The 25828-nt window shown below is 58.6% G+C and carries 22 protein-coding genes; 1 reads left to right on the forward strand and 21 read right to left on the reverse strand.

All coding sequences use genetic code 11. The features are described from left to right. From DHB74_RS05550 to DHB74_RS05625, 16 genes are all read right to left on the reverse strand, one after another. Positions 1-978, reverse strand: coding sequence for a YCF48-related protein (locus DHB74_RS05550; RefSeq protein ID WP_499160955.1), 978 nt, complete (start codon positions 976-978; stop codon positions 1-3). Further along, a complete protein-coding gene (locus DHB74_RS05555; RefSeq protein ID WP_499160956.1) occupies positions 971-1894 on the reverse strand; it encodes a hydroxymethylglutaryl-CoA lyase in 924 nt (307 codons plus the stop codon). Before DHB74_RS05555 ends, DHB74_RS05550 begins: the two co-directional genes overlap by 8 nt. A 2-nt stretch (positions 1895-1896) precedes the next feature. Then, positions 1897-3096 (reverse strand): CaiB/BaiF CoA transferase family protein, encoded by a 1200-nt coding sequence (locus DHB74_RS05560; protein ID WP_499160957.1) that lies wholly within the window; start codon positions 3094-3096, stop codon positions 1897-1899. Between the two features lie 310 nt (positions 3097-3406). Beyond that, positions 3407-5485 carry an oxidoreductase gene (locus tag DHB74_RS05565; RefSeq protein ID WP_499160958.1) on the reverse strand — a complete coding sequence of 693 codons (2079 nt, stop codon included), beginning with the start codon at positions 5483-5485 and terminating at the stop codon, positions 3407-3409. 57 nt (positions 5486-5542) lie between these two features. Further along, positions 5543-7660, reverse strand: coding sequence for an oxidoreductase (locus tag DHB74_RS05570; protein WP_499160959.1), 2118 nt, complete (start codon positions 7658-7660; stop codon positions 5543-5545). A gap of 102 nt (positions 7661-7762) precedes the next feature. Then, positions 7763-8152, reverse strand: a complete 390-nt coding sequence (locus DHB74_RS05575) for a nuclear transport factor 2 family protein (protein ID WP_169304553.1) — start codon at positions 8150-8152, stop codon at positions 7763-7765. 22 nt (positions 8153-8174) lie between these two features. Then, complete coding sequence (locus DHB74_RS05580; RefSeq protein WP_136868735.1) at positions 8175-8921, reverse strand: aspartate/glutamate racemase family protein; 747 nt, start codon at positions 8919-8921, stop codon at positions 8175-8177. 262 nt (positions 8922-9183) lie between these two features. After that, positions 9184-11148: a carboxylesterase/lipase family protein gene (locus tag DHB74_RS05585; RefSeq protein WP_499160960.1), complete on the reverse strand. Its 1965-nt coding sequence runs from the start codon at positions 11146-11148 to the stop codon at positions 9184-9186. Positions 11149-11303: 155 nt separating this feature from the next. Next, positions 11304-12584, reverse strand: coding sequence for a C4-dicarboxylate TRAP transporter large permease protein DctM (dctM, locus tag DHB74_RS05590; RefSeq protein ID WP_036989023.1), 1281 nt, complete (start codon positions 12582-12584; stop codon positions 11304-11306). Further along, a complete protein-coding gene (locus DHB74_RS05595) occupies positions 12581-13228 on the reverse strand; it encodes a TRAP transporter small permease (protein WP_499160961.1) in 648 nt (215 codons plus the stop codon). Before DHB74_RS05595 ends, dctM begins: the two co-directional genes overlap by 4 nt. Before the next feature lie 68 nt (positions 13229-13296). Next, positions 13297-14295, reverse strand: coding sequence for a TRAP transporter substrate-binding protein (locus DHB74_RS05600; RefSeq protein ID WP_499160962.1), 999 nt, complete (start codon positions 14293-14295; stop codon positions 13297-13299). Between the two features lie 57 nt (positions 14296-14352). Next, a complete protein-coding gene (locus tag DHB74_RS05605) occupies positions 14353-15180 on the reverse strand; it encodes an HpcH/HpaI aldolase/citrate lyase family protein (protein ID WP_036989019.1) in 828 nt (275 codons plus the stop codon). Next, on the reverse strand, positions 15177-16382 hold the full coding sequence (locus tag DHB74_RS05610; RefSeq protein WP_499160963.1) for a CaiB/BaiF CoA transferase family protein: 1206 nt from the start codon (positions 16380-16382) through the stop codon (positions 15177-15179). The genes DHB74_RS05605 and DHB74_RS05610 overlap by 4 nt, the downstream gene beginning before the upstream one ends. Then, on the reverse strand, positions 16375-17751 hold the full coding sequence (locus DHB74_RS05615; RefSeq protein WP_499160964.1) for an MmgE/PrpD family protein: 1377 nt from the start codon (positions 17749-17751) through the stop codon (positions 16375-16377). The genes DHB74_RS05610 and DHB74_RS05615 overlap by 8 nt, the downstream gene beginning before the upstream one ends. A gap of 29 nt (positions 17752-17780) precedes the next feature. Beyond that, on the reverse strand, positions 17781-18944 hold the full coding sequence (locus DHB74_RS05620; protein WP_499160965.1) for an acyl-CoA dehydrogenase family protein: 1164 nt from the start codon (positions 18942-18944) through the stop codon (positions 17781-17783). A gap of 74 nt (positions 18945-19018) precedes the next feature. Then, positions 19019-19846, reverse strand: a complete 828-nt coding sequence (locus DHB74_RS05625) for an HTD2 family dehydratase (RefSeq protein WP_036989014.1) — start codon at positions 19844-19846, stop codon at positions 19019-19021. 145 nt (positions 19847-19991) lie between these two features. On the opposite strand from DHB74_RS05625, the gene DHB74_RS05630 reads away from it, so the two are divergent. Next, the gene (locus tag DHB74_RS05630) at positions 19992-20897 is read left to right on the forward strand and encodes a LysR family transcriptional regulator (RefSeq protein ID WP_036989013.1); all 906 of its coding nucleotides are present in this window, start codon (positions 19992-19994) and stop codon (positions 20895-20897) included. On the opposite strand, the gene DHB74_RS05635 is transcribed toward DHB74_RS05630, so the two are convergent. The 5 genes from DHB74_RS05635 to DHB74_RS05655 form a co-directional block, all read right to left on the reverse strand. Further along, complete coding sequence (locus DHB74_RS05635) at positions 20870-21679, reverse strand: M90 family metallopeptidase (protein ID WP_499161032.1); 810 nt, start codon at positions 21677-21679, stop codon at positions 20870-20872. The genes DHB74_RS05630 and DHB74_RS05635 overlap by 28 nt on opposite strands. Positions 21680-21991: 312 nt before the next feature. Further along, on the reverse strand, positions 21992-22501 hold the full coding sequence (locus DHB74_RS05640; protein ID WP_499160966.1) for a flavin reductase family protein: 510 nt from the start codon (positions 22499-22501) through the stop codon (positions 21992-21994). An 87-nt stretch (positions 22502-22588) separates the two neighbouring features. Further along, the gene (locus DHB74_RS05645; protein ID WP_499160967.1) at positions 22589-23623 is read right to left on the reverse strand and encodes a methionine synthase; all 1035 of its coding nucleotides are present in this window, start codon (positions 23621-23623) and stop codon (positions 22589-22591) included. 26 nt (positions 23624-23649) lie between these two features. Further along, entirely contained in the window at positions 23650-24633 is a 984-nt protein-coding gene (locus DHB74_RS05650; protein ID WP_499160968.1) for a DUF1852 domain-containing protein, read from the reverse strand. 267 nt (positions 24634-24900) lie between these two features. After that, a complete protein-coding gene (locus DHB74_RS05655) occupies positions 24901-25800 on the reverse strand; it encodes an MBL fold metallo-hydrolase (protein WP_499160969.1) in 900 nt (299 codons plus the stop codon). Positions 25801-25828 lie beyond the last annotated feature (28 nt).

The raw sequence follows: 25828 nt of genomic DNA on the forward strand, positions 1-25828 counted from the left end.
CTATTGCTCTCCGGGCCAGATTTGCAGTTGGTCCCCATGCAGCAACCCAAGCTGCTGCCCGATCAGCACGACGCCATCGGCGGTGGCCAGCAGGCGGTTGTGGTAGCTCATATCCAGCCCTTCCGGTGCCCAGGCCTGCCACTGACGTTGCGGATTGCTGCTCCTGAACAAGGCTCCCCGCGCGCCGGTGACCAGCCACTGGCCATTGCGTTCCACCACATCGAACAAGTGCTCATCGGTAAAGGCCGGGATCATGTTCCAACTATCACCACCGTCATGGCTGATGAAGGCCTGGCCGCGGTTACCCACTGCCATGCCAGTAGCACCGTGAAAGTACACGGCCCGCAGGCTTTCGCTGCCCAGTTCCTGAGCACTCCAGCTGTGGCCATGATCTTTGCTGCGCAACAGGCGACCGAACTCGGCCGCGATCCACAGATCGTCATCCGCGCCCGCGCTAATGGCATTCAGGTTGATGTCTTCACCCAGTCCCAACGCCTGCCAGTCGCTGGCATCGGCTGAGCCGCGAAACAGCGCTCCCATCTCACCCACTACCCAGAACTCGCCGTCAATGAACTTGACGCTCTGGAGCTTGCCGGCCAGTTCTGAGACCTGCAGTTCGCGATGCTCCCACGGGCCATCCACTATCCGAGTCCAGACCTGCCCCTGATTCCCCACCACTACCTTCTGACCCATGGTCGACACTGCAATGGACTGCAAGTTGCTGCGCTGCGGCAGCTCCTCGCGAATCCAGCTTTGCCCTGCATCCTCGCTGGTTAGCAGGGCGCCGTTCTGGCCTACGATCCAGATGTTCTGGTCCAGTACGGCGCCGTCAAAGAAGGCATCCCGAGTTTCAAGTAGCGGCTGATCCAGCGGTACCGGATCGACCGAGGGTTTGATGAATGCAGCAGCGTATGCCAGCCCGCCGATCACCATCCAAGGCGCCAGGCGCGCCAACCACCCTCCAAGAAAACTAAACATTGCGAGCCTCCTGCTGCTTGTGCCACTGGCGCTCAAGCCAACGGAAAGAGTGGCCACCCAGTTGGCCGCCGGTCAGCTGTTGCACCTGCTGCACTGCTTCAACCAGCGCCAGCGGCTCAATACCAGTGCGATAGCCCATCGCATCCAGCATCAACACCAGGTCCTCGGTCGCCAGGTTGCCGGTCGCCCCAGGGGAAAATGGGCAGCCACCCAGCCCCCCAATGGAGCTATCAAACTCGCGCACACCGCACTGCAGGGCCGCCAACACGTTGGCCAACGCCATGCCTCGGGTATCGTGGAAGTGGCAGGAAATCCGACCCGTTTCACACCAGTGCGTCAGCGGCTGCAACAGCCGCTGCACCCCTGCCGGGTTGGCTGCACCTATGGTGTCGGCAATGATCGCGGTGTTCGCGCCCGCATCCAGCATGCGCTGGGCAAGTTGCTGCACCACCTCTGGCGACGTGGCCCCTTCGAAGGGACATTCAAAGGCCACGGCAACATAGGCTCTCGCGTTCAGTCCGTCGGCCCGCGCCCGCCGCATCAGCTCGGCACTGACCTCGGTTGCCTCTGCCAGGCTCATATTGATGTTGCGCTGGTTCATGGTTTCAGTCGCCGACAGCACAACGGCAACCGACCCGACGCCGGCCTCGCGGGCCAGTTGATACCCTTTCAGATTGGGGATCAGCGCCGAGTAGTCGATATCATTCGGCATCGGCAGACGCGCAAACAACTCACCAGTACCGGCCATTTGCGGAACCGCTCGGGGAGATACGAAACTGCCCATTTCGACGGCGCGAATACCGACCTGCAACAACGCCTCAATCATATGCAGCCGCTGCTCCAGACTCAGCGTCCGGCCCTGACTCTGCAGTCCGTCGCGGGGCCCGACTTCGTTGATCTTGACGAAATCTTTCATGGCTAGCCCACCACCTTCTGCTGTTTCAGTTTGGCGATGCGCTTGGCGTCATAACCCAGGATCTGCTGCAGGACTTGGTCGGTATGCTCACCCAACAGCGGTGGCGCGGTATAGGTGTCGGCGTTATCGGCACTGAGTTTGATCGGGTTGCCAGGTACCTCCACACTGCCGCCCAACGGGTGAGGGATATCCACCACCATCTGGCGATGGCGCACCTGGGGATCGGCCAGCGCCTCACTGAAACGATTGACCGGCCCACAGGGCACCCGTAGCGCCGTCAACTGTTCGACCCAATGTGCGGTGGTGTTGGTTTGCAGGACTTCATCAAGCACCCCGTCGATCAGCGCCTTGTTGGCCAGACGCACCGGCTGGGTTCGGTATTTGGGGTCCTTGAGTTCCTCGACGTCCAACAGCCCGACCAGATTGTCCCAGAAGCTATCGAAAATAACGGCGATGACAATGAAGCCATCCGAGGTGGCGTAGGTGTTGTAGGGCACATGAACAAAATGGCCGTTGCCCAGGGGTTCAGGATTCTCGCCGCTGAGCATGTGCATGGTCGCCATGTAATTCAGCATGCTGACCTGGCAATCAAGCATGCTGATATCCACGTGCTGGCCGTGCCCCTTGCTGTGCCGTGCCTGCAATGCAGCCAATATGCCCATGACGGCAAACATGCCACCGCCCAGGTCACCAATAGGAATACCGGCACGCATGGGGGTTTTCGCATCCAGCCCAGTGATCGACATGCCCCCACCTATGCCCTGGACGACCTGGTCAAAGGCAGGCCTCAGATAGTTGGGCCCATCCTGCCCAAAACCGGATACGGAGCAGGTAATAATGCGGGGGTTGATATGCTTGAGATGCTCAAAGTCGATCTTCAACTTCTTTGGCACACCGGCGCTGAAGTTATCCAGAACCACATCGGCGTTACGTACCAGGTCGTGGAAAACCGCTAGTCCCTGCTCGTTTTTCAAATCGATACAGACGCTCTGCTTGTTACGGTTGAGCGTAAGGAAATAGGCTCCCATACCTTTGAACGAGTGCCTGGGGTCATTGGCCAGCAGTGCGCGAGTACCTTCCCCCGTTAGCGGCTCAACTTTAATCGTCTCGGCCCCGAGGTCCGCCAGAAGCATCCCGGCATAAGGGCCGGACAACATATGCGTCAGATCGAGGATGCGAATCCCCTCTAGAGGTTTACTCATGCTTTTTCTCTTTATATTTATTGAGTTCCACATAATCTTTAGCAAGTACCTTGCCAAAACTTGCAACTCCACCTAACCACATGTTTTATAAGCAATTAATAAACAGGAAGAGAATAAACAAGGCATGACCAACCACCTCTTATTTGCAACTTGAAATATTGATTTCAGATTGAATAAGAGCACGAGCAACAGCAATGATTTGCCACAAGCAAAGGACGACAAATAGAGTGCCTTGCACCCAAGTGGGGGTTATACAGGCAAAAAAAAGCCGGCACCCGAAGGTGCCGGCAACGCTACTGGCGGAGCAGTCTTACATGAAACGAGCCATCTCCATCGGGCCACTGAATCGCTCAATGGCCCCGGGCTCGATATAGCGTTTCCAATTATCGAAAACTTCCCGGCCAGCCAGGAAGCCTTCAAATATGGCGTGGTCGGTCTTGCGTGGTACAACTGCATCACCCACCCGATGCACATTCGGCAAAGCTTCCTTCAGTTGATGATAAAGCCTGTCTTCGGGGAGATGACGTACAGCCAGGACGATACTATCGAAACCCGACAATGTTTCCTCGTCACCGGTATACAGATTGAATGTAACAACGTCGCTGCCACGCACCTCGCTGACCCAGGCATTCAAGGTATAGGTCAACCCTTGGCTGAAGAGGTTGGCATACACTATGGGCTGGTCCAAAGTAGTAGCCAGACGATGGAAGAGCGCATTCCAGCGCGTCAGCACATGCACCTCATGGCCGTTATCCACCAACAGTTCGGTAATACCCGCGGAATAGCGGTTACCCTCTTCATCCAGCACCAAAACCCGTTTTCCGACCCTTTCTGGATGCGCCAGCACATCCAGCGCGGTAAGTACCCGGTCGCTGTCCAACCCAGGCACCTTGTCTACCAGTGGGTTGATATCGGAGTAGCCGCTGCGGTCAGGCAAGGAGCCGGTAGCAACGATAACCCCATCGGGGTTCAGCGCCCGGATCATCTCAACGCCAGCCTCACAGTTGAGCTTGACCTGAACACCGTGCTTGGCCATATGCACCTTCAGATCTTCGGTAATCCAGGCGAAGGAATCCCGGCGCGGCAGGCGAACTATGTGGTTGACCTGACCACCCAACTCAGACCCTTTCTCCAGCAAGGTTACCTGATGCCCGCGCTTGGCTAGTCCTTCGGCGGCCTTCATCCCAGCCGGCCCCCCACCAACCACGACCCAGTGTTTGCTGACCGGTGCCAGTTCCAGCGTCTGCGGGCCAAAAACTTCCTCGCGGCCCGTCGCCGGGTTGATCTGACAGGTCATGGAGGTGCCATGGAATAGCCGCGAGACGCAGCCCTGGTTGCAGCGCAGACAGTGATAGATTTCGTCTTCCCGGCCTTCGGCCGTCTTGATGGCAAACTCCGGGTCGGCGATTTGTGCGCGGGTCATGGCGACCATATCAGCCCCACCGCGGGCAAGTATCGTCTCAGCTTCACCGGCGCTGCCGATCCCGGACACACAGAACACCGGGATCTGCACTGCTCGCTTGAGCCGCGCCACCGGATCGGCCAGCCAACCATTGGGTACATCGTAGGGTGGCATGATGTAGGTAGCCGACTGGTACACGCCCGCCGTGGCCATGATGTAGTCGATATCACCGGTAGCCTCGACCGTACGGGCGACTTCAATCCAGTCCTCGATTTCCATGCCGCCAGGTACCATCTCGTCCATGGACAGACGAATCCCAACTACATAGTCCGGCCCTACCCGCTCACGCACGGCACGTATCACTTCGAGCGGAAAGCGCATCCGGTTCTCGAAACTGCCGCCGTATTCATCGTCGCGCTTGTTGAAGAGAGGTGAAATGAACTGGTGCAGCAGATAGCTGTGCGCCAGATGTACCTCGACCCCGTCAAAGCCTGCCTGTTTCGAATACTCGGCCGACACCACCCAACCCTCGACCACTTCATCCATGTCGCTACGCTCCATGGCCTTGGCCATTTCACCAAACACCGGCGACTTGATGTTGGATGCCGACCACAGCACACGGTAATCGTCCATCGCATGAGTCTCGCCCATGACCCCGAAGTGGTTGAGCTGCGCAAAGATATGCGAGCCAAAACCATGCACCACATCGGTCAGCGCACGGTCACGCTCGACCATCTCGGGACGGTAGCCATACGAATAACCGCGACAGAATGTGTTGGAGGTGGGATGGATCAGCCGGTTGCCGGTGATCATCAGGCCAATGCCGCCCTTGGCACGGGCCGCGTGGTAGTAAACATCGCGGTCAGTGGTCAAGCCTTCGGGTGAATTGAAGGCCATGGCGTGCGCGGACTGCATGATGCGGTTACGCAGCGTGATGTTGCCGATTTTCAGCGGCGAGAACAAATGAGGATAGCGCTCAACGGTCATCGGATTCTTCCTCCGGAACCAGCGCTCCGGCGCTGGTCCGTTATCTTGTTATAGGTATCAGACTTGAGGGGCGCCCATGGCAGCGTGCCAGTCGGCACCGAAGCCCTCCAACTCACCTTGTTCTATGAAGCGCGCCGGGTCGTCCAGCAGTTCACGGCCGGCGAGCATGCCCTCGTAGATACTGTCCTGCAGGGGGCGCGGCAGGTTGGCATCACCAATGCAGTACAGCCGAGCGACATGCCCCTGCAACTGGCGATAGAGCGCATCATCCGGCTGGTGCCCGGCAGCGATGACAAAGCTATCCGCCTCCAGTACTGCGCTGTCCTCATCGGTAAACAGGTTGAGCAGCTGGGCGCGCTCGCCATCGATGCGCCGCACCCAGCTATTGAGGGTGTAGTGCAAGCCCTTGCCGAATACGTGGCGATAGTTCACCGGCAGATCCAGGGTGAGCGCGAGGTTCGGGGCCAATGCAGTAAAACGGCTGACCAGATGGACTTCATGCCCACGGTCAAGCAGGAACTCCGCCGCACCCAGGGCATAGCGACCGCCGTCCTCGTCGAACAGCACCACACGCTTGCCGACCCGCTCCGGTGTATGCAATACCTCGATCACGCTGAGCACATTGTCCTGCTCAGTGCCCGGCACTCGATCAACCGCAGGACGGGTGGATGTGAATGCCGTCTTCAAGGGTATCGAGCCAGTAGCCAGAATCACGCCATCGGCCGCCCGCGCCATAATAGCGTCGGCATCCAGCGCGGTATCCAGGCAAATTTCCACACCGGCCTTGCGCAACTGACGTTCAAGATCGCGTGCAATGAAGCCGAACTTCTGCCGACGTGGCAATTGCGCAGCCAACAACGTCTGCCCGCCCAGCTGCCCGCCCCGCTCCACCAGCGTGACCTGGTGGCCGCGCTGGCGCAGGGTTAATGCCGCTTTCATGCCCGCCGGGCCACCACCAACCACCAGCCAGTTCGCGGGTCGCTCGGCTGCCTGCAGGGTGTGCAGCCCGAAGCGTTGCTCGCGTCCAGCAGCCGGATTGACCACACAGGAAATGGCATTGCCCGCCATCAGCCTGGCAATGCAGGCCTGGTTGCAGCGAATACAGTGGGTGATCTCGTCGTCGCGACCTTCGAGCAGCTTGTTGCAGAACTCCGGATCAGCGATCTGGCTACGGGTCATGGCCACCATATCGGTGGCGCCTTCGGCAACCAGTGCCTCGGCCTTGGCCGGGTCAACGATATGCCCAACAATGAACACCGGAATATCGCTGACCTTGCGGAGCGCCGCACGCAGCCGGGCGCCATCCTCCACCAGCCAATTCTCTGGATAGTCGCCCGGCGGAATCTGATCCGCATGCGCCGCATAGGTACCGGCCGTGGCACTGACGTAGTCGATCAGCCCGGTCTCCACCATCTTGCGGGTCATATCGATAGCAGTATCAGCCTGCATACCGTCGACCGTGCACTCATCCAGTGAAACGCGGATACCAACGACAAAATCAGGCCCAACCGCTTCACGCACCCGGCGCATGGTCTCGATCGGAAAGCGCACTATGTTGTCCAGGCTGCCGCCATACTCATCGGTGCGTTTGTTATACACAAATGACAGAAACTGCTGATGTAGATAGCCGTGAGAATAGTGCAGCTCGACGCCATCGAAGCCTGCAGCCTTTGCGTTGCAAGCGGTCAAGGCGAAGTAATCCGAGACCTCATCCATCTCGGCCTTGGTGATTTCCTTCGCCCACTCATTGTATGCCGGTGATTTCATGGTAGAAGGCCCAACGAGCAGACGGTAATCGTCGAGGGCACCACTGCGCCCTTGTGGTCCAAAGTGGATCAATTGAGCGAAAATGCGCCCACCAAAGGCGTGTACGGCACGTACCATTTCCGCATCACGCTCAATCATTTCCGGGCGATTTCCCCGTGCCAGCGAACGGTTAGGTCCAGTGGATTGTGGATGGACATGGCGTGCACCAGTGACGATCAGACCTATACCGCCCTTGGCGCGCTCGGCCTGGTAATGAATGTCACGGTCGTTGGTCAGGCCATCGCCGGAAGCGAAGCCCTTGGCATGCGCAGTCTGCATCAAGCGGTTGCGCACTGTGATATTACCGATCTGCAAGGGAGAGAAAATCGAGGGATAGCGTAGCTCCCCTGGCTGTCTGGGTTGGATCATCTTTGCCTTATCCTTTGTTATTTTTTTGCATCAGGCAGGGGGTCGCCTGAATTCAAGAGCAATCGCTGCCCTCTCCAAGCGGCCCGCTCGTATATCTTGTAATCAGCGCAGTACGTTCTCACCACTCATGAACACAAACACCCGGCGAAACTTACCTTCTTCGACATACCAGAAGTTGCAGTTACGTAAGCGAGTTTCATTACCCTGCGCGTCCTTCAGATACACGTTGAATCGAGCACAGACCGTTTGGGCAACGTCATCTACAGCAACTTCGAAGTCGCCGTGCCAGATCTCTTCATAACCGGAAAACAGATTCTCGAACATCTTGCGAACACCGGTATGGCCGCTATGGGTAAGGTTATCGGTCTGAATGGTGAACTCGACGTCCTCATGGCAGCAGTCCAGCACTTGTTGCATGTTCTTCTTATCAACGTTACCGAAGTATGAAGTGATCGCCAGCTCAGTTAATTGTTCACGGGTCAAACGAGTCATATCTCTCTCCAGATTATTATTGTCAGTTAACGAACGCGTGATAGGCCGCGTCATTCGGGTTTTCCGGCGCGGGGTAGGCTTTGCGACTGTGCGTCAGCCCCAGGCTCAACATCAGCTCACAGAGCTTGTAGGAGATCTGTCCGGGATTGATTACCGGAATCGGCAGCCGCTCAGTCAGGTAAGCGTGGGATTGATGCATCGTGGTCGAGCCAAGAACAATGACATCGGCACCATCTTCCGTCATGGCCTTGTGCGCCTCAGCCTCCAGCTTGGCAAACACCACTTCTTCCTTGCCGCCGAGCAGTTCCTTGAGGTCCGGACGGGTATTGATTGAGCGTAGCGATGCCACACGATCCCACAAGCGGTATTCGGTCAGGGTTTTTTCGTAGAGGGGAAACCACTCATCCCACATGGTGATGACGCTGAACTTCTTGCCCAGCATGCAAGCCATGTAGAAAGCCGACATGCCTGGCGCAACCACCGGAATATCCAGGCGCGAACGCAGGGCCGCCAGCCCGGAATCACTAACGGTATCTATACAGACCGCACTATAACCTTCTTCCTGGGCACGTAGCCCCGCCTCAACCACAGAGAAGTCCATCAGCAGGACGTCATAGGCGCTATCTGCCAGCGATGCACCTCGCGCAACAGGAACAAACTCTGGATGAAAACCAGGCAGGATCAAGCTTTCCGGTAACTGCGAAGCACGATTCATTGCACCAGCCTGGTCCATGGGGATCGGGATAATGACCTTGATACGGTACGTCATGGCATCTCTTTCCTTAGCGCTCTGGCCTGTTGCCGTGGGCGCCTGGTTATTGTTGTCCCATTAACGATGCAATATGGTTGCCAAGTTTAAGGAAACGGCTCCAGGCCCTTATAAGGGCCATTTCAGCAATCAGAGATCGAAGCGACAGTGAAGAAGGCAATGCAATGTGAAATAGTTCAGTGCAATAAGAAATGAAAGCAAAAACGCCGCATCATCGGGACTGATACGGCGTTAGAGTTATTACGCGATCGCAAACGATAAGTTAATCCGAGGCAGGAAAGGCCTCGTCTAGTCCAGTCTCAACGGTCAGACTCTGAGCAATACGCACGTAAGTGTCATTTCCCGAAGTGTAGGCTGGCCAATCAAAGCCTTCGATGGAGGGATTACCACTACGGGCGAAGTTGGCCCACATGGCGCGCATGTTGTCGGTGACGGCCATATCGTTCGGGTTCCAGCCCGGGTGGTTCATGGCAAAGCCCTGCGGCGTTGGGGTATCGCCGCCGACCGGGTCCTGCAGGCCGGTCAGCCCCAGCAGGTAGTGCGAGAGGAAACTGCCGGGGTAGTCGAATACGTATACCAGCTCGGCACCGTGGTAGGCCAGCGAGCCCTGACTGGACCAGTTATCCGGCAGGTGATCGAACACGTAGACGAAGGTGTCCGCCTCGTTATTATCGGCCATCCACGGCATGTACCACTTGAGCCCATCAATCAGGCCAGGAGTATCGCCTTCGTTGGCACCAGCGATAATCGGTACGTCGTTGTGCTGCCCAGCCTCGAAGCTGTCGCGGATACCATCGAGCATGTACACGCCATCCACGTTTGGAGAAAATACCCGTCCGGAGCCGTCCGCGGCAGCAACCAGCTGTGGCCAGGGAACTGCCCGCAAAGCGGCGGCCACGTCTTCAGCATTCTGCACATCCAGCGCCTCGGCGACGGCGATACCGTCCTGCTCCTCGGCCGCCAGCAGATTCTCAACCGGCATCAACTGGTCATCCGGGCCGGCCATGCCGCTCTGTACAATGGCCTTGTGGAACAGGCCGCTGGCCATGGGGGAATTGATCAGCGACAGCACCTTGCCGCCGCCGCCGGACTCACCAAAAATGGTGACGTTATCCGGATCGCCACCAAAGACTTCGATGTTATCCCGCACCCATTCCAGCGCGGCGATCAGATCCAACTGGCCGTAGTTGCCAGAGGTCTCATTCGGCGATTCGGCGGTCAGAGCAGGATGCGCCATATAACCCAACGGCCCGAGGCGATGATTGACCGTGACCACGACCACGCCTTCCTTGGGCAAGGAGGTATTGTTGAATGCCTTGGTGTTGCCGGTAAGGATGGCGAAGCCGCCGCCATGGAACCAGACCATCACTGGCAACTTCTCGCCGTCAACGCCATCCGGCACGGTGACGTTGAGATACAGACTGTCCTCGCTCATGCCACCTTCGCCAAAGGCCACATAGGCCGGGTTCTGCGCCGACTGATCAGCCCAGCCGGTAGCCCAGCGCACGCCCTCCCAGGCGTCCGGTTCGACCGGTGGCTGCCAGCGCAGCTCGCCCACCGGCGGCTTGGCGTAGGGCACGCCATACCAGGCCCAGGTACCGTCATCATGCTGGAAGCCGGACAGCTTGCCGTATTCGGTATCTATGATCTTCTGCGGTGCCAGCGCGCGGGCCAGGTGTTCCTGCGCATCGGCTGCGGCAACTACCGCACGCGGGCCGGGGAAAGTATCGGTGAATACCGGCGGCTCGGCGTTGTTCAGATCATCCAGCAGGTCGGTCAGCGAGGCAGCGAATGCCGTGTAATCCATGTCGAAGACCAGTCGGTCGGCGTAGACCGAAACCTGCTCGGCAATCTCCGGTGTAATGGTAATGCCATTGCTGGTATTACCGTCCTGATCAAGGGTCTGCAGCAGCACGGCGATATTGGTTACCGCATCATCGGTGTGCTCTTCGGCACCCGCAACCAGATCCAGCGGCGTAAGTATTTCAGCGCCCTCAGCTTCGCCGAGCTTGAGATCACCAAGATGGAAAGCAACGGTTTCGCCGCCGCGATAGGCAAAGCTGCCCTGCTCGTCCGTCGTGCCCTCCTGGCTATCGGTCTGGTAGCGCAGGCCCGCGACGGGGCTGTCAACGAAGGTACCGGTATGCGTGCCGGGCCCCTTGCTGCTACCACCACCGCCATCAAAACAGCCCGCCAGCGTCATGGCGAATGTGCATATGAGGGGCATTGTTGTCAGGCGGGCTGCCCGACGGGAAAGTGGGATTCGCGTCATTGTCTGCCTCATTGTTGTTGTAATAAGCGGGCCGGGGGAATTCCCCGGCTCTACAATAGATAGACAATAATGTGAAATGCATCAACCTAGAAACATTACCAACTATAGACTCACATCCCCAGCCACTCCGGTAGCGCCAGGGAGATCGCCGGCACGTAGGTGATGATGGCCAGGAAGAACAGCAGCAACATCAGCCACGGCATCGCCGCGCGAATCACCGAACCCACCGGCATACCGGTCACCGCCGAGGTGACGAACAGGTTCAGGCCCACCGGCGGGGTAATCAGTCCGATCTCCATGTTCACCACCATGATGATGCCCAGGTGGATGGGATCGATGCCCAGTTGTATGGCAATCGGGAACAGGATCGGCGCGAGGATCAGGATGATCGCCGATGGCTCCATGAAGGCACCGGCAATCAGTAGCATGATATTCACCGCCAGCAGGAACATCCACGGCGACAGTTCCATCGCCGTTACCCAGGCGGTGATGGCCTGGGGGATCTGCTCGGTGGTCAGGACGTGGGCGAACAGCATGGCGTTGGCGATGATGAACATCAGCATGATGCTCAACTTGCCCGACTCCAGGATCACCTTGGGGCATTCGCGCAGGGTCATGTCTTTATAAACGAATACCGCGACGAACCAGGCATAAACCGCTGCTACAGCCGCTGCTTCGGTGGGCGTGAACATGCCGGAGTAGATGCCGCCTAGGATGATCACCATCAGCAGCAGGCCCCATAGCGCCTTGTGCGCGGCCGACAGCCATTGGCGCACTGATGCCCGGGGCATTGCCGGCAGGTTCTTTTTCACCGCGATGATATAGATCGCCGCCATCAAGGCCACGCCCAGCATCAGGCCGGGAACCACTCCGGCCATGAACAGTTTACCCACCGATTGCTCGGTGGCAGCGGCATAAACCACCATGACGATCGATGGCGGGATCAGAATACCCAAAGTACCGGCGTTACAGACGATGCCGGCACCGAACGCCTTGGGATAACCCGAGCGCACCATACCGGCAATGGCGATGGAGCCCACCGCCGCTACCGTCGCCGGCGAGGAACCGGACAGCGCGGCAAACAGCATGCAGGCCATCACCGCGCCGATCGCCAAGCCGCCACGAATGTGCCCGACGCTGGCATTGGCGAAATCGATCAGCCGCCGCGCCACGCCACCGGTGGTCATGAAGGCACCCGCCAGCAGGAAAAAGGGAATGGCCAGCAGAGTGTAGTGCTCGGAGGTCTCGAACAGCTTGACCGCTAACCCGCTCACCGAATCGGGACTGAACAGGATGATGGTGAGCGAGCCGGCGACGCCGAGGGACACGGCGATCGGCACGCCCAGAAACATCAGGACGAACAGAGCCAGGAACAGAAAAGGAATAGTCATGGGCGGCGATCCTCACTGTCGGCCAGCTTGGCGGCTTCTGCCGCCTCGTCAACCAGCCCAAGACCGGTCTGCTGGTGGCGCAGGATACGAATCAGAATTTCCGCGAAGCGGATGAACATCATGGTAAAACCCAGCGGTACGATCAGCGCGACATGCCATTTGCGGATACCGAACTGATCCAGGTCATCGGCGTAGATGGCGTTGCCGAACAGAGCCACGACCCACTCGAAACTGGCAACGCTGAGCAAGCCCGCATAACCCAGACAGATCATGCATGCGAGGATGCCGATGCCCCATTGGATGCGCTGGCTGGTCAAACGCACCAGAGCGTCGACCCCAATATGCCCTGCGGTACGCACACCGTAAGCCAGGCCGAAGAAGATCAACCAGGCGAACAGCGCCTTGCTCAGCGCATTACCCCAGGTCATTTCCTGGGCCAGGTAGATGATGAAATCCCCGATGGCAAAGAAGAGCGCGCTGATGCCTGCAGCACCGCGTATTTCGAAAAAGTCGCCCAGCAGGAAGAACGGGTTGTAGAGATTGTTGATGATGACGTAGACAAAGGTCACCAGGGTCATCGCTGTCAGCAGAAAGACGATGACGCCCTCCTCGAAATGATCCCAGGCAAGACGCAGAGCATGCATGGTGGTGTCTCCGGAAATTAGAAAACGGATAGCGCCGCAACCGGCATTACCGGCTGCGACAAGGCAGGTCAGTTCACGGGTTGCTGGTTGCTGGCTTCGGCTGCAGCAATCAGGTCCGCGCCAATCTGGTCGGCGAACTTCTGCCATACCGGACGCATCGCCTCGCGCCATTCGGTGCGCTGCTCAGGGGTGAGGAGGATGATCTCAGTGGCTCCGGATTCAGCAATTCGGGCGCGGGCAATGGCGTTGAGCTCCTCCGCCTGGCGATTCACCTCGACGCTGACTTCCGCCAGGATGTCTTCCAGTTCGCTGCGGAGGTCCTCGGGCAAGCCATTCCAGAATCGCGCATTGGCGATCACCATGTAATCGATCAGGCCATGATCGGAGGCGGTCATGTACTTCTGGACTTCATGTACCTTCTGGCTTTCATAGTTGGACCAGGTGTTCTCGGTGCCATTGACCACACCGGTCTGCAATCCCTGATAGACCTCGGCAAAACTCATCTTGCGAGGAATGGCGCGCAGCGCCTTGAATTGCTCGTCCAGCACCGCCGACGCCTGCACCCGGAATTTCAATCCGCGGGCAGCGCGTGGCTCGCGCAGGGGCTTGTTGGCGGACATCTGACGCATGCCGTTGTGCCAGTAGGCCAGACCGAGAATGTTCTTGTGCAGCATCGACTGGAGCAACTCCTGACCGTGTTCGCTCTGCTGGAAACGGTCCACCGCCGCCATGTCATCGAACAGAAAAGGCAGGTCATAGACCTGCAGTGGCTTGGCGTAGTGCTCGAATTTGGACAGCGACGGCGCCAGCATATGCACATCGCCGAGCATCAGCGCGTCCATCTCCTTGCCATCACCGAACAGGGACGAGTTGGGGTAGACCTGTACCTCGACTCGACCCGGCAGGCGCTCCTCGGCCAGTTTCTTGAACAGCAGGGCGCCCTGCCCCTTGGGCGTGTTGTCTGCCACCACATGGGCGAACTTGATGATCACCGGCTCGCTCGCCTGGGCCAGGCCTGCCAACAACGGCAGGGTACAGATCAGTGCCTTGATCAGGTGTTTGAACATGGGGTCATTACCTCTTGTTGTTATCGTGTTTGTTTTTGTCTGGGTCGGCCGCGAGGCTCAGCCCGGCGGTTGGCCGGCACGCTGGAGCACGCGCCTGGCGTGGCCGATCACTGGCGCATCGACCATCTGTCCATCGACCACGAACACACCATCACCAGCAGCGCCGGCGGTCATGACCCGCTGCGCCCAGCTCAACTCTTCGGCGCTCGGCATCAGGGTGTCATGCACAACCTGCACCTGGCCGGGGTGGATGCACAGCATTCCACCGAAGCCCATATCCCGGGCATCGGCGGCCATCTGGGACAGACCGTCGGGGTTGTTGATGTCGGGGAAGACGCTATCCAGTGGCGATGCCAGCCCAGCCACCACGCTGTTCAGCAGGATGGCGTAACGCGCCTGGTCGAGCATCCGCCCGGCTGCGGCGGCGCCGCTGGTCAGACCCAGAGCCAGCCCCAGATCCAGCGCGCCGAAGCTCAGGCGCTCGACGCCTTCTGCCTGAGCAATGGCAGGCAGCGCTTGCAGCCCCAACGCGCTTTCGATGATTGGCCAGACGGAGCGGCCACTGGCAGCAGCCAGCGTCACCTGCTCGGCACTTTCTACCTTGGGCAGCAAGACGCCCACCACACCGGCATGCCGCCGGCACAGTTCCAGATCCGCCTCCTGCTGCGGATGCCGGGGAGCATTGATGCGCACCAGTATCCGGGCCTGGGGATTCTCGGTCAGAAAGGTATCCAGATTGGCCCGCGCTTCGGCCTTGAGGTTCTCCGCCACGGCGTCCTCGAGGTCGACGATGACCCGGTCGGCGCCACTGGCCAACGCCTTGGGAATGCGATCGGGGCGGGTCGCCGGTACGAACAGCGCCGTGCGGATGATGGTCGTATTCATACCGCCCCCTGCTGCCGCAACTGTGCGATATCCGCCGCGGCGTAGCCCAGCTCGGCGAGCAGGCTGTCGGTATGCTCACCGAGCGAAGGCACCGCGTCCATCCGCGGTTCGAAGGCAGCGTTACGCCCTGGCGGCAGCAAGGCCGGCAACGAGCCCGCCGGGCTTCCCACCTCGCTCCAGCGCTGACGCGCCTTGAGCTGCGGGTGAGCCCAGACGCCGGCCATGTCGTTGACATGGGCGTTGGCGATGGGCGCCGCGTCGAGTCGTGCAATCACCTCATCGGCGGTCAGCTTGCCGAATGCCTCGACGATGATGGCCCGCAATTCGGCGCGGTTCTCCGAGCGCCGGGAGTTGGCCGAGAAGCGCTCATCGGCGGCCAGTGCCGGCTGCAGCAGCACCTTGTCGCAGAAAGACACCCACTCGCGTTCATTCTGCAGGCCGAGCATCACGGTACCGCCATCACCGGCGGGGAACGGGCCGTACGGGTAGATGGTGGCGTGGGCCGCGCCGGCACGGGGCGGCGGCGTCGCTCCCTGGTAGGCGTAGTACATCGGAAAGCCCATCCATTCGACCAGGCTTTCCAGCATGGATACATCGATACGGCTGCCGATGCCGGTCTTGTCCCGCAGCATCAGCGCCGACAGCACGCCGGTGTAGGCATACATGCCGGCGGCAATATCCGCGATGGAGCAACCGGCCTTGGCCATCTGGTCGTCACCCGGGCCGCCGGTGACCGAGAGAAAGCCGCCCTCGCTCTGGATCAGCAGGTCATAGGCCTTCTTCTGTTCGTAGGGGCCGCCTTCGCCGTAGCCGGAAATATCGCAAACGATCAACTGCGGAAAGCGCTCGTGCAACGCCTCAAAGGAGAGCCCCATGCGCGCCGCAGCGCCGGGCGCCAGGTTCTGCACCAGCACGTCGGCCTTGGCCAGCAGTTGCTCCAGCACCTTGTCGGCGCCAGGCTGCTTGGCATTCAGGGTCAAGCTTTCCTTGGAGCGGTTGGTCCAGACGAAGTGCGAGGCCAGACCATCGACACGCTCGTCGTAACCCCGGGCGAAGTCACCGGAGCCAGGGCGCTCGACCTTGATCACCCGCGCACCAAGATCGGCCAATTGCCGAGTACAGAACGGCGCGGCAATGGCATGTTCCAGACTGATCACGGTAATCCCATCCAGGGGACGGGGTTTGTGGTTCTGCTCACTCATGATCTTTCCCTCCAACCAGGCTGACCTGGCTCATATCCGTCTGCTCACGCAGTGCCCACACCCGGGCCACCAGTGCTTCGGCTTGGTCGGCATTGCAGGCGCCGGAGAAGGCCACCAGGCGGCGGAACTTGTCCTCCAGCTCGGCTCGGCTCAGGGTGTTGCCCGGATCGCCCTTGGGTTCATCGATGCTGCCGTGCAGCGTGCGGCCGTCGCCGGTGGTGACCTCGACTCGGCCCAGCCAGCGCTGCGGGTAGGCGCCATCGACTTCAGGGTCCAGCTGCATGCTGACTTTCTCGCGGAAGACGCCAATGCGCGGATCGACCAGCGCATGCTCATGGAATTCCGGCAAACCGGCCTTGCCATAGAGGGCGACTAACCCCAGCACGGTGCCCATGGAGAACTTCGCCTGGTGTACGCTCTGCGGCACCACAACCCGGCCGAGTACATCGATGGCGCCCTGGTGTACACGGGTAACCACGCTGGCGATGTCGTCGGCCTGCAGCTGCTCGCGCTGCATCAGGTCCAGCAGCGCATCGGCCGCTGGGTGGGTATGCCGGCAGGAGGCATGGAACTTGAACGAGGTTTCCGGCAACGCCCAGCGGCTGCCCAGCCGGTCGGACAACTTGCTCGGATCGGCATCATTGGACATGCCAGCCGCCATGCCCTGCTCGCCTTCGAGAATATTCTGCGCCCCGGTCAGGCCATCTGCGGTCATATAGGCCGCGAGCAGCCCATCAGCGGCGGCCTTGGCGGTATGCAGCTGCTTGGAGTCCGCCGCATCACGCAAAAATTCCCACAGCCCGGCAGCCTGAGTGCCGGCGCTACCCAGCAGGTCAGTGAACTGCTGCTGGTCGAAGTCCAACAGCTTGCCAACCGCGACGGCGGCGGCCAGGGTGCCAACGGTCGCCGTGGTATGGAAGATGCGGTAATGCGAGCGACCGAGAAACTCACCGATGCGGATGCCCGCCTCATAGCCGGCCACCGAGGCCAGAATCAGGTCACGACCACTCTTGCCCAGGTCCTGGGCGGCGGCCAGCGCGGCGGGGAATACCACCGTGGCCGGGTGCAACACCGAGCTGTTGTGCAGATCATCCTGCTCGACCAGATGCGAACTGGCGGCATTGACCAGCGCGGCGAAATAGGCCGAGCTGGACTGGCCATTGACCAGGATCTGCGCCGGCCCGCTGGCCGGTCCCATCTTCTGTGCATAGCGCTCGAACAGCGGAATCGGGTGGGCGCCCTGACTGGCCAGGGCCGAAGCCAGCCAATCGAGGAACAGGTCCTCGGTACGACTGATGACCGCTTCAGGCAGTTGCTCGTAACTTAGCCCCGCGAGAAATTCGGTAAGCGCCTGGGTGTGCTGACTCATGTTGTTTTCCTTTGCTTATCCAGTGGCGCTCAGAAACTGCGCGGCAGGCCGAGGATGTGCTCGGACACGTAGGACAGGATCAGGTTGGTGGAGATCGGCGCCACCTGGTACAGCCGAGTCTCACGGAACTTGCGCTCGACGTCGTATTCGTTGGCGAAACCGAAGCCACCGTGGGTCTGCAGGCAGGCGTTGGCCGCCTCCCAGGACGCCTTGGCCGCCAGGTACTTGGCCATGTTGGCCGCCGCGCCAGCGTTACGCCCGGCGTCGTATTCCTCACAGGCGCGCCAGCGCATCAGATCCGCCGCTTCGATCTCGATATGCGCCTCGGCAATCGGGAACTGCACGCCCTGGTTCTGGCCAATCGGCCGGCCGAACACCACGCGATCGCGGGCATATTCAGCGGATTTCTGGGTGAACCAGTGCCCATCACCGATACATTCGGCGGCGATCAGCGTGCGCTCGGCATTCAGGCCATCGAGGATGTAGCGAAAGCCCTTGCCCTCTTCGCCGATCAGGCTCGACTCGGGGATTTCCAGGTTGTCGAAGAACAGCTCGTTGGTTTCGTGGTTGACCATGTTGGCGATCGGCTGCACGGTCATGCCGTTACCGACGGTTTCACGCAGGTCGACGAGGAAGATCGACATGCCGTCGGCCTTCTTCTGCACCTCGGCCAGCGGTGTGGTCCGCGCCAGTAGGATCATCAGGTCGGAATGCTGAATGCGCGAGATCCACACCTTCTGGCCGTTGATCACATACTTGTCACCCTTCTTCACCGCGGTGGTCTTGATCTTGGTGGTATCGGTGCCGGTGGTTGGCTCGGTCACCCCCATGGATTGCAGGCGCAGTTCGCCACTGGCCAGCTTGGGTAGGTAGAAGCTCTTCTGCTCTTCGCTGCCGTTACGCAGCAGGGTGAACATGTTGTACATCTGCCCGTGCACGGTGCCGGAGTTGCCACCGCAGCGGTTGACCTCTTCCAGAATGATCGACGCCTCAGCCAGTCCCAGCCCCGAACCGCCGTACTCCTCGGGAATCATCGCCGACAGCCAACCGGCCTGGGTCAGCGCCGTGACGAACGCCTCGGGGAAACCCTTGGCTTCGTCGATCTTGCGCCAGTATTCGCCGTCAAACTCGGCGCACAGGGCGCGCACGCCTTCACGGATGGCGTTGTATTCTTCGTTCAGGTAGGGATTCATCTCGGTTCCTCTGGTTCAGGGTCGGCCCCGGCGCGCCATGGCTGCCGCAGGCGTCGGATTCTGTCGATGGAGAGTCAGTCGAATTGCACTTCGGCTTGTTGGGCGATGCCGTCGCTATTGCCTGCCCACAGCTCGGCCTCGCCGGTGTCGGTGCGGCGACCGCCCACGACAAAGTTCTGCGGCGCAATCAGCGGCCGAACACCGCGATAGGCGAAACGACGCAGGCGCGCCTGCGGGTTGGCCCGACAGAAGGCCCGCAGATTCAGCGTGGCGATCAGCGGCCCGTGCACCACCAAACCCGGATAACCTTCGGTCTCGGTGACATAGGGCCAGTCGTAATGGATACGGTGACCGTTGAAGGTGACGGCGGAATAACGGAACAGCAGGGTTGGGCTGGGTGTGACCGGCTCCCGCCAATCACCCTCGGGCAGTGCTGCGCCAGTGGCCAGTTTTGGTGGGCTGGGCTCGCGGTAGACGATATCCTGTTCCTCGCGGAGCGCCAGTTCCTCTTCCTGCAGATAATCGTGCTGGACGGTGACGAACAGCAGCGCACCGGTGCGGCCGTGCTTCTCTTCAACCTTGAGAATGGTGGAGATGCGTTTGGCATCAGCCCCGGCCCGGAGCGGCTGGTGAAACTCGATACGCCCGCCGGCCCACATGCGATTGCGGTTGTCCGCCGGCGGCAGGAAACCGCCACGGGCTGGGTGACCGTCGCCGCCGAGCCCGGCTTCCGCTACCGCCGGTTGGAAAAAGCACCACTGCCACAGCGGTGGCAAGGCATCACCGGCCTGTGGCGCCGGCTCGCCCAGGGTGGCGGCGATGCGCTGAAGCAGGGTCAGGCTGAGGTGATCATGAACTTCTTCGCTGCGTCCGATCCAGGCGGATAATACTGATTCGCTCATCGGTTGAATCCCATGGCTTGCTTGTATTTTTCAATATCATTGCCAAGGGGCTACCGATCTGTGAATCTACATTTCGGGAAGGGGGCGTTCGGTTTTACTTAACGCCAACGCCGCACGGCAGCTTTTTCGCGGGATACAGCTCAGCATGCATTTCGATTTATCAGACCTTCGTCTATTCATTCATATCGCCGAGTCGCCCAGCCTGACTCAGGGCGCACGCAAGGCGTTCATCTCACCCGCCGCCGCCAGCGCCCGCATCAAGAGTCTGGAAACCGAGGTCGGCAACCGCCTGCTCTACCGCGACAGTCGCGGCGTGGAACTGACCCCGGCCGGCCAGCTGTTTCTGCAGCATGCGCGGTTGATCATGCGCCAAGTGGATTACTTGAAAAGCGAATTCACCGAATACGGCACCGACGCCGCCGGGCATATCCGAATCTTCGCCAACACCACTGCGGCCACGGAGTTCCTGCCAGAGATTCTCGGCGACTTTCTGGCTGAGCGCCCGGGTGTAACGGTGGACCTGCAGGAACGCCTGAGCCGGGATATCGTGCGTGGCGTATTGGATGGTTCCACCGACCTGGGCATCATCGCCGGGCCGGTCAAAGCCGAGAACCTGCAAGTGATTCACTTCAGCACCGACCGGCTGGTGCTGGTCACCCCCAAAGATCACCCGCTGGCCGGGCGCCAAAGCATCAGGCTGGCGGAAACCGCGGGCTATCCCCATATCGGCCTGCATGAAGGCACCACCCTGCTGCGATTTCTGCAGGAGCAGGTCGCCGAGAACGGCAACAGTCTGAACATGCGCATCAAGGTCTACAGCTTCGAGGCCATGTGCCGGCTGGTCGAATCCGGGGTCGGTCTGGCGGTGATGCCGGATTCTGCCGCCCGCCGTCACCAGCGCACCATGAACCTCGCGGTGATCGAGCTGAATGAGCCCTGGCGCGTGCGTGAACGCAGCATTCTGTTACGGGATCTGGAGGCTTTGCCGAAGGTGATCCGAGCTCTGATCGACCGATTGCAGACCTACGGTCTTGAGGACAGCGGATCCTGACGGTAGAAACCCGTCAGGTGTCGATACACCGCAGGCCAGGCTGCCTGCAGTGGCTCGGGCTGTTCGAAGAAGGTTTCCGACAGCACGGCGAAGAATTCCGCCGGGTCTTCCAGCGCGTAATCATCCACCGGCAACGGCTCGTCGTTGTCGGCCCTGCGCGCCAGATCATTCCAGGCCGCGGCAAAATCATGCTGCCAGGCCGCCGCATCCATGCCGGGATGCAGCGGCGGCGCGCCATTGGCGCTGGCGTCGCGCATATCCAGGGTATGCGCCAGTTCGTGGATGACTACGTTGTAACCATCGCCCTGCCCCGAATGACAGACATCCTCCAGCGACAACACCACCGGCCCGCGCTCCCAGGCTTCGCCACTACGCTCACTGACTTCCTGATGGACGATGCCATATTCATCCTCCCAGCTGTGCTCGGCAACGAAAGGCCCGTCGTAGAGGATCAGGGTCTGCCAACGGTCGTACCAGTCCAGCCCCAATTCCAGTACCGGCACCACTGCCATCCCGGCGATGCGCAGACGCAGGCGATCATCCAGTTCGGCGCCGTTGACCGCCACCAGATGCTTGCGCAGCAGCAGGCGCAGCGCCAGTTCCTGAATACGGCGCTGCTGCTCCGGCGAGTAACGCCGGTAAACCGCCCAGTCACCCAACGCGTGCTGCCATTGCTCGGCGGATACGGCCAGCCGGCGCAACTGTCGGTCTTCACGCCAGTGGCTCAGGCGTTGCCACCAGCTGCGTCGCTCGCGAAGTGTGGCCTGTTTGCTGATAGCGATTTCTCCGGTGCAGGGGAACTCTTAATCCGTTTTCCAGCCATGATACGGCATCCGATCGCAGGGTGACCTACCAAGGAATCTGATGAGCGGTTCAGCGCCTCATACCAGTTGACCGCGCCTACTCGTTCAATCAGATTTGAGTCTGTATACACAGCGACGACAATCAATATTCAGAGACAACCCATAACCGCGCCTCCCCGAGCAACCGGAGCTAATCCATCTGCAAAGCGGCATACCGCTCCAGCCATCGCTAACTGACGTGGCGTCAGATCTGCCACTTTGCCAAACACGAAAAGCCCGAGCACTGAACCCTCAAACCCCGCCGTGCGCGGTGAGGTTGCAATATTGTCCTTTGAAATACAGTAGTGGCTGCGCAGCAGCAGCTTCTTGCAGGTTTAACGCTTTCACTTCACCAATCACGATCAGGTGATCACCTGCGGCATGTTCAGCGTGAATTTCGCAATCAAGCCAGTCCAGGCTGTCGGCAATGATCGGATTCCCCAGCGGCGATGCCCGCCATTTGATTCCGTGCCACTTGTCCGTGCCTTGCCGAGCGAACTGGTTAGAGATATTGACCTGTTCACCTGACAGGATATTGACTGCGAATCGACCGGCCTGGCGAATTCCAGGATAGCTGTACGAGCTGGACTTAACGCTGAATGACACCAGCGGCGGACTCATCGACACGCTGTAAAATGACTGGCAAGTGAAGCCAACCGGCTCGCCATCAATGTGTGATGTGATCACCGTGATACCGGATGCGTAATGCCCGAGCGCTTTGCGAAAGCTCAATGGCTCGATAGCTGTACAGGGAAGCGACATAGTAGGTCCTGAATATTGGGTGTAGCTCGAAGGTGTTAAGGAAGGCTTACCGAATCAACCCTCTCCACCCCCCATTCCAACGTCAGTTCAGCTCTGGCTCGAGAGCTCTCTTCGGACGATGTCCGCACCTGCGCTTAACGCATTCAGCTTGCCTCTTGCCACTCGCCGAGGCAATGGCGCCATGCCGCAGTTGGTGCAAGGATAGAGCTTTTCGGCATCTACAAACTGAAGCGCTTTGCGCAGGGTACTGGCAACGTCTTCTGGTGTTTCAATCGCATGGTTTGCCACATCAATGGCCCCTACCATGACTTTTTTGCCTCGAATGAGCTCAATGAGGTCCATCGGAACATGGGAGTTGTGACATTCCAGTGAGACTATATCGATACTGGATTTTTGCAGCTTGGGAAAAGCCTCTTCATATTGTCGCCACTCTGACCCCAGGGTCTTTTTCCAGTCTGTATTGGCCTGGATGCCATAGCCGTAGCAAATATGCACAGCCGTTTCACATTGAAGGCCTTCAATCGCCCTTTCCAGAGTGGCAATACCCCAATCATTCACCTCATCAAAGAAAACATTAAATGCGGGCTCGTCAAACTGGATAATATCAACACCCGCGGCCTCTAATTCTCTGGCTTCTTGATTGAGAATCCTCGCAAACTCCCAAGCCAGTTTTTCGCGGCTTTTATAATGATTATCATACAGCGTATCGATCATAGTCATGGGACCTGGCAGAGCCCATTTTATGGGTTGCTTGGTTTGCTGACGCAAGAACCTGGCATCTTCAACAAAAACCGGCTTTTGCCGCGTAACAGCACCCACGACCGTCGGTACGCTCGCATCATAGCGATCACGAATTCTAACGGTTTCACGTTTTTCAAAATCAACGCCGCTGAGGTGCTCAATAAAGGTAGTGACGAAATGCTGGCGCGTTTGCTCACCATCACTGACAATGTCAATACCTGCTTGCTGCTGTTCTTGCAACGACACACGTAAAGCATCTTGTTTTCCCTCAACCAATCCCTCCTCGTGCAATTTCCAAGGAGACCAAAGTGTTTCAGGTTGTGCCAACCAAGAGGGTTTGGGTAAGCTGCCAGCCGTTGATGTGGGCAACAATTTTTTCATAATAGATGACCTGTGTTGTTGATTAGTCAAAGAGCGTAATTAGCGGACCACTGCTCAAGAGCAGCCCGGTGTGGCTTGATAAAGTGCTCCTCAACAAACCTTCCCTGCTCAATAGCCAGTCGGCTGCGCTCCTCTCGGTCATAAACAATTCGCGTTAACGAATAATCCTGGTTATCCAAACGGGGTTGATAGGATTTTCCCGCTGCAGAGTTCGCATTATATATCTCAGGCCGGTAGATCTTTTGGAAAGTATCCATCGTGCTGATGGTACTGATAAGCTCAAGATTGGTGTAATCAACAAGCAAATCACCAGAAAAATAGAAAGCCAAAGGCGCAACACTATTTGGGGGCATGAAATAGCGAACCTTCAACCCCATTTTCTTGAAGTACTCGTCAGTTAACGAGTATTCATCTTGTTGATACTCCACGCCCAATACAGGGTGCTGATTTTCAGTCCGATGGTAGGTCTTGCTACTCGAAACACTTAGGCATATAACCGGCGGCTTGCTAAAATTCTCTTTGTACGCATTTGAGTTAACGAAACACTGGAACAGTTTGCCATGCAAATCGCCAAAGTCATCTGGCGTACTAAATGCGGACCGACTCTTATTGTACTCCTGCAAAAGCACACTGAAGTCATAATCTCGCACGTACGAGGAGAAATTATTCCCTACAACACCATCAATGCGCTCGTCAGTTTTCCGATCAACAACACTCGCCTTCAATATCTCAATCAATGGGAGCGCATCACCACTGTTTTCAGCATCAACATTCATCTCAACAGAGATAATTTCAAGCACGACAGTATAACGGTCGCCTTTGGGATTATCCCAATGCGCCAGCGCATTAAAACGATTGTCAATCATGTTCAAGGTGTTACGCAAATTCTCTTGGCGACTCTCCCCTCTAGCCAAATTAGCAAAATTGGTTGTGGCACGCGTATTGGCTGAGGGCTGGTAGTTCTCATCGAAACAAATGCTTTTTACAGTAAATGCAAACTCTTTACACATGGCAATTTGAAACCCTGATTTTCGAGACAAACCAGATCTCTGGCTTTTTTCTCGCAGTAATCTTTATACTTCCTATCGTTGGGATATATCTTATGCTGTGCCCTTGCTTTAGTAACAATGAAATGATTTCACTACGTCTTTAGTCATATTCATGATGCGCCGCGTTCGAAAGGACGGTTCCCCTTTGTTACTGAATCACCGGAGCCCAGGCACAAAAAAGCCAGGCTGCTTTTAACAGCAGCCTGGCTTGATATCGCTATTACAGTCTCAGAAGTTGAGCGTCGCGCCATCTTCCGGAATTTCAACGCGATCCGCGATACCCTTTTCCTGCACGTATGACTGCAGCTCTTCGCGGGTCAGAGCCATGTGGTTGATGGCGTCCATGTGCGTGGCAACGATGGTGGCATCCGGCGCTGTCTTGGCCGCCCGCAGTACATCTTCCTTGCCCATGATGATCGAGCCATCAAAACCATTCATCATTGCATAGCCTGCGTTGATCAGGACGATCTGCGGGGCGTAGTCTGCAAGCGCCATATCCACTTCATCGCGCCAAACGGTGTCACCTACCAGATACAGCGTGTCATGGCCTGGCGACTGGAATACCACCCCCATCGCCTCACCGAGGAAAGTTGCCACTTCCGCCGAGGCATACATTTCGTCAGTGCCGTGCTGGCCACCAATCTGGCTCAGGGTCACGCCCTCGAACTCGGCCTTGGAAAGGATGCGAACGTTGGTAAAACCCTGTCCACGGATCATCAACGCATCAGCCAGGTTCTGCACAAACAGCGGGATATCCTTCGGCAGCAACTGCTGGGCAGCATCGTCCCAATGATCAAGATGGGTATGGGTGATGATCACTGCGTCGACGTCTGCAATAACGTCCTTCTCGGACATGGGCAGGTCTACCAGCGGGTTGCGCAGGTTGCTGCGATAGGTGTTGTCGAAGCCGGGATAGGTGCCTTTTTTCGACAGCATCGGGTCGATCAGGAAGGTGGTGTCGCCGTAGGTGATCTTCACCGTGGCATTGCGGATCTGCTGCAACTGCACAGCCTCGGTAGTAGCGGATGCGCTGGTAGCAGAAGTAGCAGGTTGTGCATGGGCAAATGTCGCAGCGATGCTCAGGCTCAGGGCCACAGCGAGCGAGCTGGCAAGGGTTTTCATGGTCATGTGTTTCTCCAGGGATAGCCAGTGAAGG

This window comes from Pseudomonas sp. G11-1, assembly GCF_024031555.1.
Lineage (GTDB): Bacteria > Pseudomonadota > Gammaproteobacteria > Pseudomonadales > Pseudomonadaceae > Halopseudomonas > Halopseudomonas bauzanensis.

Bases quoted from the DNA above. Each gene is read 5' to 3' on its own strand.
- DHB74_RS05615 (WP_499160964.1), bottom strand. From the start codon at position 17,751: ATGAGTCAGCACACCCAGGCGCTTACCGAATTTCTCGCGGGGCTAAGT.
- DHB74_RS05600 (WP_499160962.1), bottom strand. From the start codon at position 14,295: ATGTTCAAACACCTGATCAAGGCACTGATCTGTACCCTGCCGTTGTTG.
- DHB74_RS05610 (WP_499160963.1), bottom strand. From the start codon at position 16,382: ATGAGTGAGCAGAACCACAAACCCCGTCCCCTGGATGGGATTACCGTG.
- DHB74_RS05650 (WP_499160968.1), bottom strand. From the start codon at position 24,633: ATGTGTAAAGAGTTTGCATTTACTGTAAAAAGCATTTGTTTCGATGAG.
- DHB74_RS05585 (WP_499160960.1), bottom strand. From the start codon at position 11,148: ATGCCCCTCATATGCACATTCGCCATGACGCTGGCGGGCTGTTTTGAT.
- DHB74_RS05555 (WP_499160956.1), bottom strand. From the start codon at position 1,894: ATGAAAGATTTCGTCAAGATCAACGAAGTCGGGCCCCGCGACGGACTG.
- DHB74_RS05605 (WP_036989019.1), bottom strand. From the start codon at position 15,180: ATGAATACGACCATCATCCGCACGGCGCTGTTCGTACCGGCGACCCGC.
- DHB74_RS05570 (WP_499160959.1), bottom strand. From the start codon at position 7,660: ATGATCCAACCCAGACAGCCAGGGGAGCTACGCTATCCCTCGATTTTC.
- DHB74_RS05620 (WP_499160965.1), bottom strand. From the start codon at position 18,944: ATGAATCCCTACCTGAACGAAGAATACAACGCCATCCGTGAAGGCGTG.
- DHB74_RS05550 (WP_499160955.1), bottom strand. From the start codon at position 978: ATGTTTAGTTTTCTTGGAGGGTGGTTGGCGCGCCTGGCGCCTTGGATG.
- dctM (WP_036989023.1), bottom strand. From the start codon at position 12,584: ATGACTATTCCTTTTCTGTTCCTGGCTCTGTTCGTCCTGATGTTTCTG.
- DHB74_RS05560 (WP_499160957.1), bottom strand. From the start codon at position 3,096: ATGAGTAAACCTCTAGAGGGGATTCGCATCCTCGATCTGACGCATATG.
- DHB74_RS05580 (WP_136868735.1), bottom strand. From the start codon at position 8,921: ATGACGTACCGTATCAAGGTCATTATCCCGATCCCCATGGACCAGGCT.
- DHB74_RS05630 (WP_036989013.1), top strand. From the start codon at position 19,992: ATGCATTTCGATTTATCAGACCTTCGTCTATTCATTCATATCGCCGAG.
- DHB74_RS05625 (WP_036989014.1), bottom strand. From the start codon at position 19,846: ATGAGCGAATCAGTATTATCCGCCTGGATCGGACGCAGCGAAGAAGTT.
- DHB74_RS05595 (WP_499160961.1), bottom strand. From the start codon at position 13,228: ATGCATGCTCTGCGTCTTGCCTGGGATCATTTCGAGGAGGGCGTCATC.
- DHB74_RS05645 (WP_499160967.1), bottom strand. From the start codon at position 23,623: ATGAAAAAATTGTTGCCCACATCAACGGCTGGCAGCTTACCCAAACCC.
- DHB74_RS05575 (WP_169304553.1), bottom strand. From the start codon at position 8,152: ATGACTCGTTTGACCCGTGAACAATTAACTGAGCTGGCGATCACTTCA.
- DHB74_RS05655 (WP_499160969.1), bottom strand. From the start codon at position 25,800: ATGACCATGAAAACCCTTGCCAGCTCGCTCGCTGTGGCCCTGAGCCTG.
- DHB74_RS05565 (WP_499160958.1), bottom strand. From the start codon at position 5,485: ATGACCGTTGAGCGCTATCCTCATTTGTTCTCGCCGCTGAAAATCGGC.
- DHB74_RS05640 (WP_499160966.1), bottom strand. From the start codon at position 22,501: ATGTCGCTTCCCTGTACAGCTATCGAGCCATTGAGCTTTCGCAAAGCG.